Origin of the sequence: Rhodophyticola sp. CCM32 (genome assembly GCF_004751985.1) — a bacterium.
Taxonomy (GTDB): domain Bacteria; phylum Pseudomonadota; class Alphaproteobacteria; order Rhodobacterales; family Rhodobacteraceae; genus Rhodophyticola.
Window position 1 is genome coordinate 144,222 of sequence record NZ_CP038492.1, and the last position, 16,049, is coordinate 160,270.

Below are 16,049 nucleotides of genomic sequence, written 5' to 3' on the forward strand. Positions count from 1 at the left end.
AGGAAACGCGGAAACGTGGCAGAGACAGCAGGTGAGGTGCCCCGTCTGGCGGGCGGACCCGCGGGATGGGTGGCAATTGCGATCCCGGCGGCGATATGTGCCTGGCTGGTGCAATTCGTACCGGCCATCGCTGCGGGCGAGGTTCTGCTCTGGGCCTATGACTGGGTGCCCTCGCTGGGCATTCGGCTGTCGATCATGCTGGACGGGTTGAGCCTGACATTCGCGCTTCTGATCAGCGGGATCGGGGCGCTGGTGACGCTTTATTCCTCGAAATACCTGGGAAACCACCCGGAATATCCGCGTTTCGTGCTGTTTCTGATGGCGTTCATGTTCGGCATGCTGGGGTTGGTTCTGGCGGATAACCTGATCGGGTTGTTTGTGTTCTGGGAGGTGACGACGATCTCGTCCTACCTGCTGATCGGGTTCAATTCGGACGAGGCTAAATCGCGCCGCTCCGCCCTGCAGGCGCTGCTGGTGACGGGCACCGGCGGTCTGGCGCTCCTGGCGGGTATCATTCTGCTGGGCAATGTGGCGGGGTCATTTGACCTGTCCGTGGTGTCGAGCCGGGGCGATCTGATCCGTGCCCATCCGCTTTACCTGCCGATTGTGATCCTGTTTCTGGCGGGCGCCTTTACGAAATCCGCGCAATTCCCGTTTCATTTCTGGCTGCCAAACGCGATGGCCGCGCCAACGCCGGTATCCGCCTATCTGCATTCGGCGACCATGGTGAAGGCGGGGGTGTTTCTGATGGCGCGGATGACCCCGGCACTGGGCGGTACGGAATTCTGGTTCTGGATGCTGGTCCTGTTCGGCGGGGTCACTGCTGTCTTTGCCAGTGTGCTGGCCCTGCGGCAGACCGATATCAAGCAGGTGCTGGCCTACACAACGCTGATGGCGCTGGGCACGCTGACCCTGTTTATCGGCGCGGGCAGCAGTGCCGCGATCAAGGCGATGATGCTGTTTCTGGTGGTGCATTCACTGTATAAGGCGGCGCTGTTCCTGATGATCGGGATTGTCGATCATGCCACCGGCACCCGGGATGCGGATACGCTCAGCGGGCTGGGGCGGAAGATGCCGGTCACGGCTGTGGTCGCAATCATCGCTGCCCTGTCCATGGCGGGCATTCCGCCGCTGATCGGTTTCATCGGAAAAGAGTTTCTCTACAAGGCCGGTCTGAGCCTGGATCAGGGGATGATCTGGGTCACCGGTGCGGCCTTTGTCGCCAGCGCGCTGATGTTCGCCGTGGCGGGTATCGTGGCGCTTCGCCCGTTCTTCGGTCCGCTTGCCGAAACCCCGCGCCCGGCCCGGGAAGGGCCGGTTGCGATGTTGACAGGGCCGCTGATACTGGCCGGGCTCAGCCTGTATTTCGGGCTTTTCCCCGACACGATAGAGGCCTGGCTGGTCGCGCCCGGCACCTGGGCGGTTTATGGTGACCCGTCGGTTGCTGTTGATCTCTACCTGTTCCGCGAGGTGAACACGGCTTTCCTTCTGTCGCTTGCCACTTTCGCCGCCGGTGCCGGGATCTATGCGATCCATCGGCCCCTGCGGCTTTGGCTGGCCCGGCTGTTTGAGGCCAATCCGGTCAAATTCGACCCGGGCTGGGACCGGTTGCTGGACGGGCTGAAAGCGCTGGCCGCCTGGCAGACCGGGCATCTGCAATCCGGTGTGTTGCAGCGCTACCTGTTTGTGGTCTTTGCCACGCTGGGGCTGGCGATCGGCGCGACGATCTGGGCGCGGGGGGCGCTGGATTTCGATCTGGATCTGGCGGCAGAACTGGACGGGCTGTTGTTCAAACACTGGGCGGTGCTGGTCTTTGTCGCCGCAGGTTCGATCCTGACGGCGGCCACCAACAGCCGGATGACCGCGATTGCATCCCTTGGCGTTGTCGGCATCGGGGTTGCGCTGATCTTTCTGATGTTCAGTGCGCCGGATGTGGCGATCACGCAATTGCTGGTGGAAACGCTGGTGGTGGTTCTGGTGGCTGTGGCGATGCTGAAACTGCCGCATCTTGACCCGACCGGCACCCGTGACCGGCGGCCCTGGCATATGGGCCTGTCAGTGGCTGTGGGCCTGATCACAACCGTGGTTCTGATCGCCGTGTTGCAAGGCGATATCGACCGCCGCCTGACCGATTACTTCGAGATCGCAAGCTGGCCCGAGGCCCATGGCCGCAACATCGTAAACGTGATCCTGGTGGATTTCCGGGCCCTGGACACGTTTGGTGAGATTGCCGTGGTCGTGATCGCGGCGCTGGCGGCCTATGCGCTGCTGCGCGGCACCTATTACCGGAAACCTGCGCCCGGGACGGAGGAGGAGAGATGATGAACTCCGTTATCCTGAACGCGGCCACGCGGCTGCTTGTGGCGCTGTTGCTGCTGTTCTCCGTCTATATGCTGCTTCGCGGACATAACCTGCCCGGCGGCGGCTTTATCGGCGGGTTGATCGGGGCCACGGGGTTTGTGCTTTACACCATCGCCCATGGATGTGCGGCCACCCGCGCGGCGCTGAGGGTGGAGCCGCAGAATATCGCCATGACCGGGTTGGGGATTGCCCTGGCCGCGGGCGTTTTCGCGGCGATTTTCGGCGATGCGTTCTTTACCGGGCAATGGCTGTTCATTGGTGGCACCGATGAGGACAAGGGCCTGCCGGTCAGTTCGGTTCTGGTCTTCGATATCGGGGTGTATCTGGTGGTGTTCGGGGCGATCCTGACCATTGTGCTGGCCCTGGAAGAGGAGGTCTGAGCGATGGAGCTTCTGATTTCCATCATGGTCGGGGTCATGGTCGCCACAGGCACCTATCTGATGCTGGCCCGCAATGTGCTGCGGTTCCTGTTCGGGCTGATCCTGATCTCGAATGCGGCAAATCTGATGATTTTCGTGGCCGGTCGCCTGACCGCCGAAAGCCCGCCCCTGATTGCGGAAGGGGCCGCGCTTCCCCCCGATCTGGTGGCCAATGCCCTGCCGCAGGCGCTGGTGCTGACGGCGATTGTGATCGGCTTTGGCCTTTTCGCCTTTGCCCTGACGCTGGTCTATCGCGGCTATCAGTCCATGGGCACGTTGATGAGTGACGAGATGCGCCTGGCAGAGCCGAGAGAGGACGGGAAATGAGCTGGCTTCTGGCGGCGCCCCTGATCATTCCGTTTGCCACGGCGGTGCTGGCATTCCTGTTCCGCAATGGCCCGGAAGGGCGGTGGATTTCGGTCATCGGCTCGGCGGCATTGCTGATCGCCTCGGGCCTGCTGATGCAGGCGGTGCTGACCCATGGTGTTGTGGCGGGCCAGATGGGCAATTGGCCGGCCCCTTTCGGCATCACGCTTGCCGCCGATCTGCTAAGCGCGGTGATGGTGGTGATCACCGGGATCACCGGGCTGGCGGTGGCGGTCTATGCCCTGGCGGATATCGAGGAACGGCTGGAGAAGCTGGGTTATCACGCGCTGTTCCAGATGCTTCTGGCCGGGGTCTGCGGCGCGTTTCTGACCGGTGATCTGTTCAACCTCTATGTCTGGTTCGAGGTGATGCTGATCTCCTCCTTCGGGCTGCTGATCCTTGGCGGGCGGCGGCAGCAACTGGATGGCGGTATCAAATATGTCACCATCAATCTGGTCTCGACCATCCTGTTTCTGGGCGGCATCGGCCTGCTTTACGGAATGACCGGCACCCTGAATATGGCCGATCTGCATCTGGTGGTGCAGCGGGTGGAAAACCCGGGGCTGTTGAGTGTTATTGCAGTGATGTTCATGGTGGCCTTCGGGGTGAAAGCCGCGGTTTTCCCGCTGTTTTTCTGGCTGCCTGCCTCATACCACACGCCATCTGTCGCGGTTTCCGCGATCTTTGCGGGGCTTTTGACCAAGGTCGGGGTCTATGCCCTGATCCGCATGTTCACTTTGGTGTTCACGCTGGATGTGGCCTATACCCATACGATCCTGCTTTGGGTCGCGGGGTTCACCATGGTCACCGGCGTTCTGGGGGCTGCGGCGATGAATGATTTCCGGCGCATCCTGTCATTCCACATCGTCAGCCAGATCGGCTATATGATCCTGGGGCTGGCCCTGTTCACACCGCTGGCTCTGGTGGGGTCGGTATTCTATCTGGTCCACCATATCATCGTGAAGGCCAACCTGTTTCTGGTGGCCGGTGTGGCGCGGCGGATTGCCGGATCAACCGAATTGTCGGCCATTGGTGGGTTGTACAAAACCGCGCCGCTGCTTGGCCTGTTGTTCCTGATCCCGGCCTTTTCGCTGGCAGGGTTTCCGCCGCTGTCGGGTTTCTGGGCGAAGTATATTCTGGTGAAAGCCTCGCTGGATCTTGAGATCTGGTTGATCGCCGGGGTGGCGTTAACCGTTGGTTTGCTGACCATCTATTCGATGACGAAAATCTGGGGCGCGGCGTTCTGGAAACCGCACCCGTCAGGCCTGCACCCAAAATTGAGCAGCCTGCCCGCCCGCGACCGGGCCGCCCTGCTTCTGCCGATTGCGGCGCTGGCCATGCTGACCTGTATCATCGGGCTGTTCCCCGAGCCTTTCGTGCAATTCGCCACCCGCGCGGCAGGGCAATTGCTGAACCCGGCGGATTACGTTGCAACCGTATTGGGTGCAGAGGCGGCCAATGCCAGCGGTCTGGCGCAACTGGAGGCGGGCGAATGAATATTTTCACCCTGAATATCGTGCTGGCAGTGTCCTGGGCGGCGCTGACCGGTACTTTCACCCTGCCCGGGCTGGCGGTCGGCTTTGCCCTCGGGTCTGCCGCGCTTTATGTCACCCGCCCGCTTTTCCCCGGGTCCGAGAGGTACTTTCTGCGTGTCTGGCGCTGGGTGAAACTCATCGCGCTGTTCCTTTACGAACTGGTGGTCAGTTCCGTTCAGGTGGTCTGGGATGTGCTGACACCCACGCAATTGTCCAGCCCCGGCATCATTTCGATGCCGCTGGATGTCAGGGATGAAATGGAGGTTCTTCTGGTCACCAATCTGATTTCCCTGACCCCCGGCACGATCAGCCTGGATGTGAATGAGGCCTGCGATACGCTTTATATCCATGCCATGTTTGCCGATGATCCCGAGGCGATCCGCGCGCAGTTGAAAAACGGCATGGAACGCTGGGTGATCGAGGCGATGGAGTAGCCATATGGGGATTTTGCAGACAGCCGTCGATATCGCCTTTGTTCTGGTGATGCTGGGCGTTGTTTTTGCCTTCATCCGGTTGATCAAGGGGCCAAGCCTGCCTGACCGGATCGTGGCGCTTGACATGATGACCGTGCAGATTGTGGCATTCTGCGGATTGTTCGCCATTGCCTCCGGTGAAACGGCGTTTCTGGATGTGGCGATCGTGCTGGCCCTTGTGGGGTTTCTGGCCACCGTGGCCCTGGCGCGGTTTGTGGAACGGCGCGTGGCGCGGGTCGGTGAGGACACCCCCGGGCCGGATATCTCAGATGACAAGGACACATCGCCATGATCATCGACATCATTCTGGCGGTGCTGGTCCTGCTGGGCGGGTTTTTCTGCTTTGTTGCCGGTCTGGGCGTATTGCGCCTGCCCGATGTGCTGATCCGCATGCATGCCTCGACCAAGGCGGGGACCTTGGGCAGCGGGCTGATCCTGATCGCGGTGGCGGTGCTGTTTGCGGATCTGGCAACCGTGACCCGGGCGGTGGCGACCATCGTATTTCTGCTGATCACCGCGCCGGTCGCGGCCCATATGATCGGGCGGGCCGCGTTCCGGTCCGGCGTGACTATGTGGAGAACAACCGTTGAAGACGGCGTTAAAGACGCATTGCGGCGCAAGTGACAGCGCCGGAATTCGCGCGAATTCCCTTCGGTTTGCCTTGGGAAAACGCCCCCGGATCAGGTCTGCAAGATTCTGTGACTGCCATCGGGTCTGATCGCGCAGGCGGTCAGACGGCCGCTTTTCCAGGCCGCGGTATTGGTGGCGATACGCCCTGCTGCAAAACCCGGCAGATCGACCTGATCATGGCCATGGGCAACCCAGATATCATCACTGCGCGGGCGGGTTTCGAATTCCGGGTGCCCCCAAAGCAGGGTGCGCGGGTTCTGGTCTTCCATCCGGTGCTGCGGGTCGGCGGCGGCATGCACCACCCACAGGGTGCCGCTTGACCAGCTGAGCGGCAGGCCCGTCAGCCAGCTGTGGCGCGCGGCGGTCAAGTTCGATTTCAGAAGCGCCGCCAGTTCGATCAGGGTCTCCGGCTCCGGTGTTTTCGGCAGGTGGTCTGCGGGCAGGTCAAAGCTGGCCAGTGTTGTGGCGGCGCCTGCGCGCAGCCAGCGGGCCCCACGGATCACCGGATCGGCCAGAAAGTCCAGCATCATCCGGTCATGATTGCCCATCAGGCAGGTGACGTTTTTCGGCAGTTCGATTGTCAGCTCGTGCAACCGTTCCAGCACAGTTGCACTGTCGGGGCCATGGTCGACATAATTGCCCACAAAAACCAGTTGCGGGTCGTGGGTCCTGATCTGGCCGATATCCTCGTCGATCAGTTCCAGTATCTGTTCCAGCAGATCGGCGCAGCCATGCAGATCGCCCACCACATAAACCGCGCGGCCGGGGGCCGGAAGATCCGGCGCGGGGGTGGGGGCGGCGGTCTGATCCGGGCGCTGAAGGAGGGATTTGAGACTGCGCATCATGGGGTATGAAGTGCGCCTTCAAACAGGTCTTGGCAAGAGGTGGCCGAAGATTGTGAGAATGGTTAAAGCGGTTTGCGTTTGAGCTAAATCGAAAACCGCCTTAATCACGGGTGCGCAGCACCTGTGCCGGGCGCGCCGCCAGCGGGCGGAGCGCAAAGGCAAGACCCGCCAGCAATGTGGCCATTGCCCCGCCTGCGATGATCGCCAGTGCCGGAGCCGCCATGAAACGGAACCCGGCTTCCATCACGAATGTCATCACCGCCCAACCGGCAAGCGTGCCCGCACCGATTGCCACGATCCCGGCGGCGGCCCCCAATATCGCGGAGCGCAGCGCAAAACTGGCCAGAATGCGCGTCCGCGAGGCGCCGATAGTTTTCAGAATGGCGGCCTCGAACACCCGGCCACGTTCCCCCGCGGCGGCGGCACCGATCAGCACGATGAACCCGGTCAGAAGCGTGGCCGCCGCCCCGTAGGATGTGGCCGCCGCAAGGCCTGACAGGGCATCGGCCACCCGTTCCAGCGCGTCCCGCATGCGGATCGCGGTGATATTGGGTGCGGCTGTGGCCACATCGCGGAGGATTTGTGCCTCGGCCTGTTCTTCCGCGTAGACTGTGGCGATATGGGTGTGCGGGGCGCCTGCCAGCGCGTTTTGCGACATGGTCAGGATAAAACCGATACCGGCGTTCGAGAAATCGACCTCGCGCAGGGCGGCGATGGTCGCGGTGATGTCGCGGCCAAGGATGTTGACGGTGATCTCATCACCGATGCCCAACCCGATCTCTGCGGCCTCCTCGGCGGCAAAGGCGACCAGCGGCGGGCCTGCATAGCTGTCGGGCCACCAGGTTCCGGCGGTGATCTCTTCGGTCGGCGGTGCCGTGGTCAGATAGGTGACACCCCGGTCGCCCTGCAACACCCAGTGATCGGCGGCGACCTCCTGCGCGGGGCGCCCGTTGATCCGGGTGATGACACCGCGCAGCATCGGCGCGGTCTCGACACGGCTGACACCAGGGTCGGTTTCAACCCGGTTCAGGAAGCCCGGCAACTGGTCATTCTGGATATCGACGAAGAAATATGAGGGTGCCACATCGGGCAGATCATCGGTCAGGGCGCTGCGCAGGTTGCTGTCGATCTGCCCCACTGCGGCCAGCACTGTCAGGCCAAGCCCGAGGGATAGAACGACCGAGCCTGCCTCGGATCCCGGCGCGCCGACCGCCCCAAGCGCCAGGCGCAGCGCCGTTCGGCCCCGGGCCATGCGGGCCCGGGCCAGACGGCGGCAAAGCATACGCACGAACAGGGCCGAAAGCGCAAGCAGTGCCAGCGCGATCAGAACCCCGCCAGCGGTGAAGAGGGCAAGCTGCGGAATGCCCGAAAGCCAGGCGGCCAGACCCACAAGCGTGGCGGTCAGCGCAGCGGTCAGACCCAGATAGATCAGCCGTGGCCGCGCGCCGGACGGGTTTGACACTGCCCTGTAAAGGGCTGCAGCGCGGATATGTTCCGTGCGGGCCAGCGGCCAGAGCGTGAAGATCAGCGCTGTCAGACCGCCATACAGCGCGGCCTCGGCCAAAGGGGCCAGATGGATACCGAAACTGGCAGGCACGGGCAATTGCGCCTGGATCAACGGGGCCAGCGCCAGTGGTGCCAGCCCACCAAGGATCAGGCCAAGCGCAAGGCCTGTCACGGTCAGAACCCCGATTTGCAGGAAATAGACGGCAAAGATTATGCGCCCCTCCGCGCCCAGGGTTTTCAGGGTGGCGATGGTGGCGGTCTTGCCCTCCAGATAGGTGCGGATTGCCGAGGAGATGCCGACCCCGCCAACCGCCAGCCCGGCCAGCCCCACAAGCACAAGAAACGCGCCGATCCGGTCGATGAAACGCTGGATGCCGGGGGCGCCATTGCGGCTGTCGCGCCAGCGCAGACCGGTATCGCGAAACCGCGTGAGCGCACCGTCTTCCAGCGGTTGCAGAACGGTGCCTTCGGGCAGGCGCAGGCGGTATTGGCTGTTATAAAGCGTGCCCGGCTGCAACAGACCGGACCTTGCCAGCCCGTCAAGGCTGACAATGCTGCGGGGGCCAAGGGAAAACCCGCCCGCCGCGCTATCGGGTTCCGTCTCAAGCAGGGCGGTCAGGCGGAAGACCTGCGTGCCAAGGCGAAAACTGTCGCCCGGTTGCAGGCCCAACCGGTCTGCAAGCACGGGCTGCATGATGCCACCGGGCAGGCCATCGGTTTCGGCCAGGGCCTGGGCGATGGGAATATCCGGTGACAGCACGACCTGCCCGTAAAGCGGGTAGAGATTATCGACGCCGCGCACCTGGGTCAGGGCCTGTTCAGGCCCGTCCGGCCCGTCGACCACCGCCATGGAGCGGAAATCGACCGTTTCGGAAATTGCGCTGGCATGGGTCTCCATCCAGGCGCGTTCATCTGTCGTGGCCATGCGATAGGTAAAGGACATCTCGGCATCGCCGCCCAGGATCACCGCGCCCTCCCGCGCCAGCCCTTCCTCAATCGACACCCGGACAGAACCGACGGCGGCAATGGCCGCAACCCCAAGGGCCAGGCACGCCAGAAAGACGCGAAACCCGTGCAGGCCCCCGCGCAGTTCCCGGCGGGCAATGCGGAACGCAACGCTCATTCCGCGGCGGCGCGGGGCGCGGTATCGTCGATCCGGCCATCGCGCAGGCGGATCACCCGGTCACAGCGCGCCGCCAGATCAGCCGCATGGGTGACCAGCACCAGCGTGGTGCCATGCCGGTCGCGCAGCCCGAACAGCAGATCCATGATCGCCCTGCCATTTGCCTCATCCAGATTGCCGGTGGGTTCATCGGCCAGAAGGATATCGGGCCGGGGGGCGGCGGCACGGGCAAGTGCGACGCGCTGTTGTTCTCCCCCCGACATTTGCGACGGGTAATGGTGCAGCCGGTCAGCAAGGCCAACGCCCGACAACTCTGTCTCGGCCCGGTCGAACGCATCGCGGTGGCCGGCCAGTTCCAGCGGTGTGGCGACATTTTCCAACGCTGTCATCGTTGGAATAAGGTGGAAGGATTGAAACACCACCCCCATATGTTTGCGACGAAAGCGGGCCAGTTGGTCTTCGCTCATCGCTGTCAGGTCATGGCCCCCAGCCATGACGCTACCGCCCGTGGCGCGGTCCAGCCCGCCCATGAGCATAAGGAGAGATGATTTGCCAGACCCAGACGGCCCGACCAGCCCCACGGTTTCGCCGCCCATGATCTGCAAGGTGATGCCATGCAGGATGTCGATGCGACCGGCATTGCCGTCAAGCGTGAGTTTTGTGTCGGTCAGGGACAGGATCGGCTTGGCCATGCTGCGGCGCCTCGGGTCTTTGCGTTCCCTCGCATATGGGGTGCGCGGCGCATTGGGCAAGGTTGTTCTGGCAGGGTTTTTCGGGCTGTCAGCCGGGCCGGTAACCGCCGATGAGATCACCATTGCCGCTTTGGGTGACAGTCTGACCCAGGGCTATGGTCTGGTGCAGGAGGACGGGTTCGTTCCGCAACTGCAAGCCTGGCTGCGGGTGCGGGGCCATGAGGTGACGGTGATCAATGCAGGTGTGTCAGGCGATACAACCGCAGGCGGGCTGGCACGGGTCGGCTGGACCCTGACGCCCGAGGTGGATGCGATGATCGTGGCCCTGGGCGGCAATGACCTGCTGCGCGGGATCGCGCCCGAGGTCTCGCGCGCCAATCTGGACGGGATCTTGCAGGCGGCCCGGGCGGCCGATGTTGCGGTGTTGCTGGTGGGGTTGCAGGCGCCGGGAAATTACGGGCCGGATTATCAGGCCGCTTTCAACGCAATGTACCCGGAACTGGCGGCGGAATATGATGTGCGTCATGCAGAGAGTTTTCTGGCCGGGCTTGAGGCCGTGGCCGGGGAGCCGGGCGCTTTGGGCCGCTATATGCAAAGCGATGGTCTCCACCCCAATGCGGAAGGCGTGGCGCTGATCGTTCAGGCTTTGGGACCGCAGGTCGAGGCGCTGATCGCAGAGGCTCGGGGGGTGTAGGCGGATCGGAATTCCCGAGAATTCCGTTACGGAAAACGCGCGTTTTCCGGTACTTATCTCTATGTCTGCTCTGCAATCGTGATCTGGGTTTCCGCCTCATGGCAGAGATCGCGCAACGGGGCGGGCGGCGGCGCATCGGTGACCCAATGGTCAAGCTCCCCCAGCCCGGCGATGCGCACGGGGGCGCTGCGGGTCAGTTTGCCCGTATCGGCCACCAGAATCGCACCGCGCGCCTGATCAAGGATTGCGCGGGCAACCCGCACTTCCGACAGGTCGAAATCAAGCAGGTCGCCCGATGCGTCCAGTGCCGAACTGCCGATCACCGCCAGATCGACCTTGAACTGGCGGATGGTCTGCACCGCCAGATCCCCCACCAGCCCACCATCTGCCCGGCGCAGGCTGCCCCCGGTCAGCACCACCTCTGCCGTGGGGTTTGGCGCAAGGCTTTGCGCCACATTCATGTTGTTGGTCACGATCATGAGGTTTGTATGAGCATGCAGCGCCCGGGCCACCGCCTCGGTCGTGGTGCCGATATTCAGGAACAGGGACGCGCCATTGGGGATCAGGGCCGCCGTAGCGCGCCCGATCGCGTCTTTCGCCCCGGCATTCAGACGTCGCCGGGTCTCATAACCGATATTTGTGACGCCCGAGGGCAGAACAGCCCCACCATGAATGCGGTCCAGCACGGCGGCGTCGCACATTTCGCTCAGATCGCGGCGGATGGTCTGTACCGTCACCGCGAAGGAATGCGCCAGATCCTCCACCATCACCCGGCCCTGGGCACGGGCGAGTGTAAGGATGTCGGACTGGCGCGGGGTCAGGGGCATGCTGTGCTTTCGGTTTCCTGGGTTATAACGAAGAATTTCGAACATGAAAATTGACAAAACGAATATCGCGTGAGATCACAGAGCGATCTTCTGAAAAAGGCGGCCCGTCGTGACCCAGATCTATGACCTGTTCATCATCGGCGGTGGCATCAATGGTTGTGGCATCGCGCGGGATGCGACCGGGCGCGGGCTGTCGGTCTGTCTGGCGGAAAAGGGCGATCTGGCCGGGGCGACATCCTCGGCCTCGACCAAGCTGTTCCATGGCGGTTTGCGCTATCTGGAGTATTTCGAGGTCGGGCTGGTGCGCAAGGCGCTGGCCGAGCGGGAAACGCTGCTCCGCGCGATGCCGCATATCAGCTGGCCGATGCGCTTTGTGCTGCCGCTGTCCGGGGATATGCGGTTCGACAATCAGACGCCGACCTCGCGGTTATTGTCTTTCGTGATGCCCTGGATGCGCGGGCGGCGGCCTGACTGGCTGATCCGTCTGGGGCTTGTGTTCTATGACCATCTGGGCGGGCGGAAGATATTGCCCGCGACACAAACACTGCACCTGCCGGGCAGTGCCGAGGGCGCGCCATTGCAGCCGCGATTTGCCAAAGCGTTCGAGTATTCCGATTGCTGGGTGGAGGATGCCCGCCTTGTGGTGCTGAATGCACGGGACGCGGCCGAGCGCGGGGCGGAGATCCTGACCCGGGCCGAGGTGACCCATGCGGATCGGGTGGAGGGTCTGTGGCAGGTGACGGTCATGCGCGGGGGGAACCCCGCGTGATCCGGGCCCGGGCTCTGGTCAATGCGGGCGGGCCCTGGGTGGCCGATGTGGTCCGCGACGTGGCGCGGGTAACCTCATCAGAAGGGGTGCGGCTTGTGCGTGGCAGCCATATCGTGACCCGGCGGCTGTTCGACCATGACAAATGCTATTTCTTTCAGGGCCCCGATGGGCGGATCATCTTCGCCATCCCCTATGAGACCGATTTCACCCTGATCGGAACCACGGATGAGGAACATCAGGGCGATCCCGCCACGCCGGTCTGTACGCCGGAGGAGACGGCTTATCTTTGTCGGTTCGTGTCGGACTATTTGAAGAAACCCGTGACCGAGGAAGATGTGGTCTGGACCTATTCCGGCGTGCGCCCGCTTTATGATGACGGGGCGAAATCGGCAACGGCGGCAACGCGCGACTATGTGTTGTCGCTGGATGCGGATGGCGCGCCGATGCTGAATGTATTCGGCGGCAAGATCACCACCTACCGGAAACTGGCCGAGGCGGCGATGGCGAAACTGTCCTCCCATTTCCCGGAAGCCTCGGGGGACTGGACCGCAGGCGTGGCCCTGCCCGGTGGGGATTTCCCGGTGGATGGGTTTGGTGCTCTTGTAGAAGAATTGAAGGGGGATTTCCCCTTCCTGACCCCGCGATGGGCCCGGCGTCTGGTGCGGGCCTATGGCACCGAGGCGCGGGAGGTATTGGGCGATGCAAAAACCACCGCGGATCTGGGCCGGAATTTCGGTGCCGATCTGACCGAGGCAGAGCTTGGCTGGCTCAGGGACAGGGAATATGCTGTGACGGCTGAGGATGTTATCTGGCGGCGGTCGAAACTGGGCCTGCGCATGGATGCCGGGCAGATTGCGGCGCTGGATGCGTTTCTGGCCGATCAGGCGGCGGTCGTGAAATAAGAGGCGCAAAACCATAGGCTGACAGAACAAAGGGGAGGGTACGATGACCCATATTCTGGCCATTGATCAGGGGACGACATCCAGCCGGGCGATTGTTTTTGACGCGGCGCTGAAACCGCTTGCCTCGGCGCAGGAGGAATTCACCCAGCATTTCCCGCGCTCGGGCTGGGTGGAGCATGACCCATCGGATATCTGGGCGACAACCATCGGCACCTGCCGCGCGGCCCTTGAGCAAGCGGATCTGGGGCCTGGAGATATCGCCGGGATCGGCATCACCAATCAACGGGAAACCGTGCTGGTCTGGGACCGGGACACTGGCGAGCCGATCCATAACGCCATTGTCTGGCAGGACCGGCGCACCGCAGATCTCTGTGCGCGACTGAAGGCCGACGGGCATGAGGCAATGCTGCGTCACAAGACCGGGCTGCTGCCGGACCCGTATTTTTCGGGCACCAAGCTGGCCTGGCTGCTGGAAAAGGTGGATGGCGCGCGGCAGAAGGCAGAGGCTGGTCGGCTGCTGTTCGGGACTGTGGATTGTTTTTTGATCTGGAAGCTGACCGGTGGAACCTCCCATGTGACGGATGCCACGAATGCGGCGCGGACCCTGCTTTACAATATTCGCGAAGGCACCTGGGATGCAGAGATTTGCGGGCTGTTGAACATCCCCATGGGGATGCTGCCCGAGGTGAAGGATTGCGCCGCTGATTTCGGAATGACCCGGGCAGAGCTGTTTGGCAAACCGCTGCCCATTCTGGGTGTGGCGGGTGACCAGCAGGCCGCGACCCTTGGGCAGGCCTGTTTCCAGCCGGGGATGATGAAATCGACCTACGGGACCGGGTGTTTTGCGCTGCTCAATACCGGTGACATGCTGGTGGAAAGCCGGAACCGGATGCTGGGCACGATTGCCTATCAGTTTGATGGCAGGCCGACCTATGCGCTGGAAGGGTCGATCTTCATCGCCGGTGCAGTGGTGCAATGGTTGCGGGACGGGTTGCGGATCATCCGCAAGGCAGGGGAGACACAAGCGCTGGCAGACGCCGCCGATGAGACCCAGGATCTCTATCTTGTGCCGGCTTTCGTGGGCCTTGGCGCGCCGTATTGGGACCCGGAATGCCGGGGCGCGATCTATGGGCTGACCCGTGGGTCAGGCCCGGCGGAATTTGCGCGGGCGGCGCTGGAAAGTGTCGGCTTTCAGACCCGCGACCTGTGGGAGGCGATGCGCGCGGACTGGCAGGGCGAAGGCGTCGAACAGGTGCTGCGCGTCGATGGCGGGATGAGCGCCTCGGACTGGACGATGCAGTTTCTGGCCGACATTCTGGGCGCGCCGGTGGACCGCCCGACCGTCTTGGAGACAACAGCATTGGGGGTGGCCTGGACCGCAGGTATGCGCGCGGGTGTGTACCCGGATCAGGCGGGGTTTGCCGCCGGTTGGGCGTTGGACCAGACATTCCGCCCGAAGATGGACGCGGGCAGGCGAGAGGCGCGCTATGCGGGCTGGAAGGATGCGGTGGCGCGGACGTTGAGCCGATAGCCGGATCGGCTCAGGCCCCCCGCTGCTGCGGGACGCCATCACCGATCCGGGCGCGGTCCTGCGGTCCGCGCGCCTCCGGCGGAAGTATTTTTAAGATAGAGAAGAGAGGGCGGGGTTCGTCTTCAATCCGGGGTCTGCATCTCGGCCAGCGTGTCTTTGGCGATGCGGATGGCGTGATTGGCGGCGGGGACACCGGCATAGATCGCCACATGCAGCAGGGCTTCGCGGATATCGGCCTCACTCGCGCCGGTATTGGCGGTGGCGCGGACATGCATCGCCAGTTCCTCATCCTGGCCAAGCGTGGCCAGGATCGCGATGGTGATGATGGAGCGTTCGCGGAGCGGCCAGTCGGGGCGCGACCAGAGATGGCCCCATGCGGCCTCGGTGATCAGTTCCTGAAACGGGGTGTCGAAGGCGGTGCGCCGGGCCTCGGCCGCGTCCACATGGGCATTGCCCAGAACGCTGCGTCTTGTGGCCATGCCTTGTTCCCAGCGGTCGGTCATTTTTACCTCCAGATCGCTTGATCCTTTCAGATTGGCGGATGCGTGGCGGTTTGGCCAGCCTCATTGCGGGGTGGCGGCCTCGGGCGTGGCGGCGGCAAAACCGGGATGGGTGGCGCAGGTGGATTGCACCGCGCGGATACGTGGGCAATCGGTGTAATCCACTTCCCAGCGGTCGGCATTGTAAAGCTGCGGGATCAGGCAGAGATCGGGCAGGGCGGGTTGGGGGCCTGTGGTAAACGGCGTGTCCTGGGGGAATTGCGCCAACAGGGCCTCGAAGGCCAGAAGGCCGGGGCGGATGAAATGCTGCATCCATTTGATGTGCGCCGGGTCTGTCCCGCCGGTGGCATGGGTGGCGACAGAGAGGTTGCAGACCGGGTGCAGATCGACCGCCAGCACATAGGCCAGAGCCTGGACCCTGGCGCGGCGCGCGGGTTCCTGCGGCAGGAGGCCCAGATCGCGGGTCTGATCGAGATAGTCGAGAATGGCGAGCGACTGGGTGAAGCTGTGCCCGTCAATCTCCAGCACCGGGACCAGACCTTGCGGGTTCCGCGCCAAATGATCCGCGCCCTTGTGATCCCGCTGCAGAAGGTTCACCTGAACCGCCTGATAGGGAAGCCCCGCCAGATTGAGCGCGATACGCACCCGGTAGCTGGCGGAGGATTTCGGGTAATCATAGAGGATGATATCACTCATGCGGCGGCCTTGAGCGCGGCCGAGAGGATCGCCCGGTCGCCGATCTGGTTGCTGAGGATCAGGATCAGCCGGGCGTTCAGCGCGTCGCTTTCGGCTTTGCCGAGACCGTCATGGGCGGCCAGCAACTCCTGGTAGAACCCATCCTGATCGGGGATGTTGGGGATGTCTGTCAGGGGCATC

At 63.2% G+C, this 16,049-nt stretch carries 16 protein-coding genes and 1 pseudogene; 10 read left to right on the forward strand and 7 right to left on the reverse strand.

Annotated features, from left to right (window positions below; all coding sequences use genetic code 11):
- Positions 1-15 precede the first annotated feature (15 nt).
- Genes E2K80_RS00695 through mnhG form a run of 7 tightly spaced genes read left to right on the forward strand, consistent with a single transcriptional unit; the run spans position 16 to position 5,778 of the window.
- Positions 16-2,322, forward strand: a complete 2,307-nt coding sequence (locus E2K80_RS00695) for a putative monovalent cation/H+ antiporter subunit A (protein ID WP_135371823.1) — start codon at positions 16-18, stop codon at positions 2,320-2,322.
- On the forward strand, positions 2,322-2,741 hold the full coding sequence (locus tag E2K80_RS00700) for a Na+/H+ antiporter subunit B (protein WP_135376423.1): 420 nt from the start codon (positions 2,322-2,324) through the stop codon (positions 2,739-2,741). The genes E2K80_RS00695 and E2K80_RS00700 overlap by 1 nt, the downstream gene beginning before the upstream one ends.
- Positions 2,742-2,744: 3 nt before the next feature.
- Positions 2,745-3,107, forward strand: coding sequence for a Na+/H+ antiporter subunit C (locus tag E2K80_RS00705; protein WP_135371825.1), 363 nt, complete (start codon positions 2,745-2,747; stop codon positions 3,105-3,107).
- The gene (locus E2K80_RS00710; RefSeq protein WP_135371827.1) at positions 3,104-4,642 is read left to right on the forward strand and encodes a Na+/H+ antiporter subunit D; all 1,539 of its coding nucleotides are present in this window, start codon (positions 3,104-3,106) and stop codon (positions 4,640-4,642) included. Before E2K80_RS00705 ends, E2K80_RS00710 begins: the two co-directional genes overlap by 4 nt.
- Complete coding sequence (locus tag E2K80_RS00715; RefSeq protein ID WP_135371829.1) at positions 4,639-5,115, forward strand: Na+/H+ antiporter subunit E; 477 nt, start codon at positions 4,639-4,641, stop codon at positions 5,113-5,115. Before E2K80_RS00710 ends, E2K80_RS00715 begins: the two co-directional genes overlap by 4 nt.
- Before the next feature lie 4 nt (positions 5,116-5,119).
- A complete protein-coding gene (locus E2K80_RS00720) occupies positions 5,120-5,446 on the forward strand; it encodes a monovalent cation/H+ antiporter complex subunit F (protein ID WP_135371832.1) in 327 nt (108 codons plus the stop codon).
- A complete protein-coding gene (mnhG, locus tag E2K80_RS00725) occupies positions 5,443-5,778 on the forward strand; it encodes a monovalent cation/H(+) antiporter subunit G (RefSeq protein WP_135371835.1) in 336 nt (111 codons plus the stop codon). Before E2K80_RS00720 ends, mnhG begins: the two co-directional genes overlap by 4 nt.
- Before the next feature lie 56 nt (positions 5,779-5,834).
- Here mnhG and E2K80_RS00730 read toward each other — a convergent pair whose 3' ends face one another.
- The 3 genes from E2K80_RS00730 to E2K80_RS00740 form a co-directional block, all read right to left on the reverse strand.
- Positions 5,835-6,629, reverse strand: coding sequence for a metallophosphoesterase (locus tag E2K80_RS00730; protein ID WP_135371837.1), 795 nt, complete (start codon positions 6,627-6,629; stop codon positions 5,835-5,837).
- A 100-nt stretch (positions 6,630-6,729) separates the two neighbouring features.
- Positions 6,730-9,258, reverse strand: coding sequence for an ABC transporter permease (locus tag E2K80_RS00735; RefSeq protein ID WP_135371839.1), 2,529 nt, complete (start codon positions 9,256-9,258; stop codon positions 6,730-6,732).
- Complete coding sequence (locus E2K80_RS00740) at positions 9,255-9,950, reverse strand: ABC transporter ATP-binding protein (RefSeq protein WP_135371841.1); 696 nt, start codon at positions 9,948-9,950, stop codon at positions 9,255-9,257. Before E2K80_RS00740 ends, E2K80_RS00735 begins: the two co-directional genes overlap by 4 nt.
- On the opposite strand from E2K80_RS00740, the gene E2K80_RS00745 reads away from it, so the two are divergent.
- Complete coding sequence (locus E2K80_RS00745) at positions 9,949-10,644, forward strand: arylesterase (protein ID WP_135371843.1); 696 nt, start codon at positions 9,949-9,951, stop codon at positions 10,642-10,644. The two genes, E2K80_RS00740 and E2K80_RS00745, sit on opposite strands and share 2 nt — an antisense overlap.
- 59 nt (positions 10,645-10,703) lie before the next feature.
- Here the strand turns inward: E2K80_RS00745 and E2K80_RS00750 are convergent, their stop codons facing one another.
- On the reverse strand, positions 10,704-11,471 hold the full coding sequence (locus tag E2K80_RS00750; protein ID WP_135371845.1) for a DeoR/GlpR family DNA-binding transcription regulator: 768 nt from the start codon (positions 11,469-11,471) through the stop codon (positions 10,704-10,706).
- A gap of 109 nt (positions 11,472-11,580) precedes the next feature.
- Here E2K80_RS00750 and glpD point away from each other — a divergent pair.
- Together glpD and glpK are read left to right on the forward strand one after the other, a co-directional pair.
- A pseudogene (gene glpD, locus E2K80_RS00755) lies at positions 11,581-13,142 on the forward strand (glycerol-3-phosphate dehydrogenase).
- 43 nt (positions 13,143-13,185) lie between these two features.
- A complete protein-coding gene (glpK, locus tag E2K80_RS00760; RefSeq protein WP_135371847.1) occupies positions 13,186-14,673 on the forward strand; it encodes a glycerol kinase GlpK in 1,488 nt (495 codons plus the stop codon).
- A 122-nt stretch (positions 14,674-14,795) separates the two neighbouring features.
- Here the strand turns inward: glpK and pcaC are convergent, their stop codons facing one another.
- From pcaC to E2K80_RS00775, 3 genes are read right to left on the reverse strand one after another with little or no spacing between them, the layout of a single operon-like run.
- Complete coding sequence (gene pcaC, locus E2K80_RS00765) at positions 14,796-15,176, reverse strand: 4-carboxymuconolactone decarboxylase (protein WP_135371849.1); 381 nt, start codon at positions 15,174-15,176, stop codon at positions 14,796-14,798.
- 60 nt (positions 15,177-15,236) lie between these two features.
- Positions 15,237-15,869 carry a maleylacetoacetate isomerase gene (maiA, locus tag E2K80_RS00770; RefSeq protein ID WP_135371851.1) on the reverse strand — a complete coding sequence of 211 codons (633 nt, stop codon included), beginning with the start codon at positions 15,867-15,869 and terminating at the stop codon, positions 15,237-15,239.
- Positions 15,866-16,048, reverse strand: a complete 183-nt coding sequence (locus E2K80_RS00775) for a DUF2783 domain-containing protein (RefSeq protein ID WP_135371853.1) — start codon at positions 16,046-16,048, stop codon at positions 15,866-15,868. The genes maiA and E2K80_RS00775 overlap by 4 nt, the downstream gene beginning before the upstream one ends.
- Position 16,049: the final 1 nt, after the last annotated feature.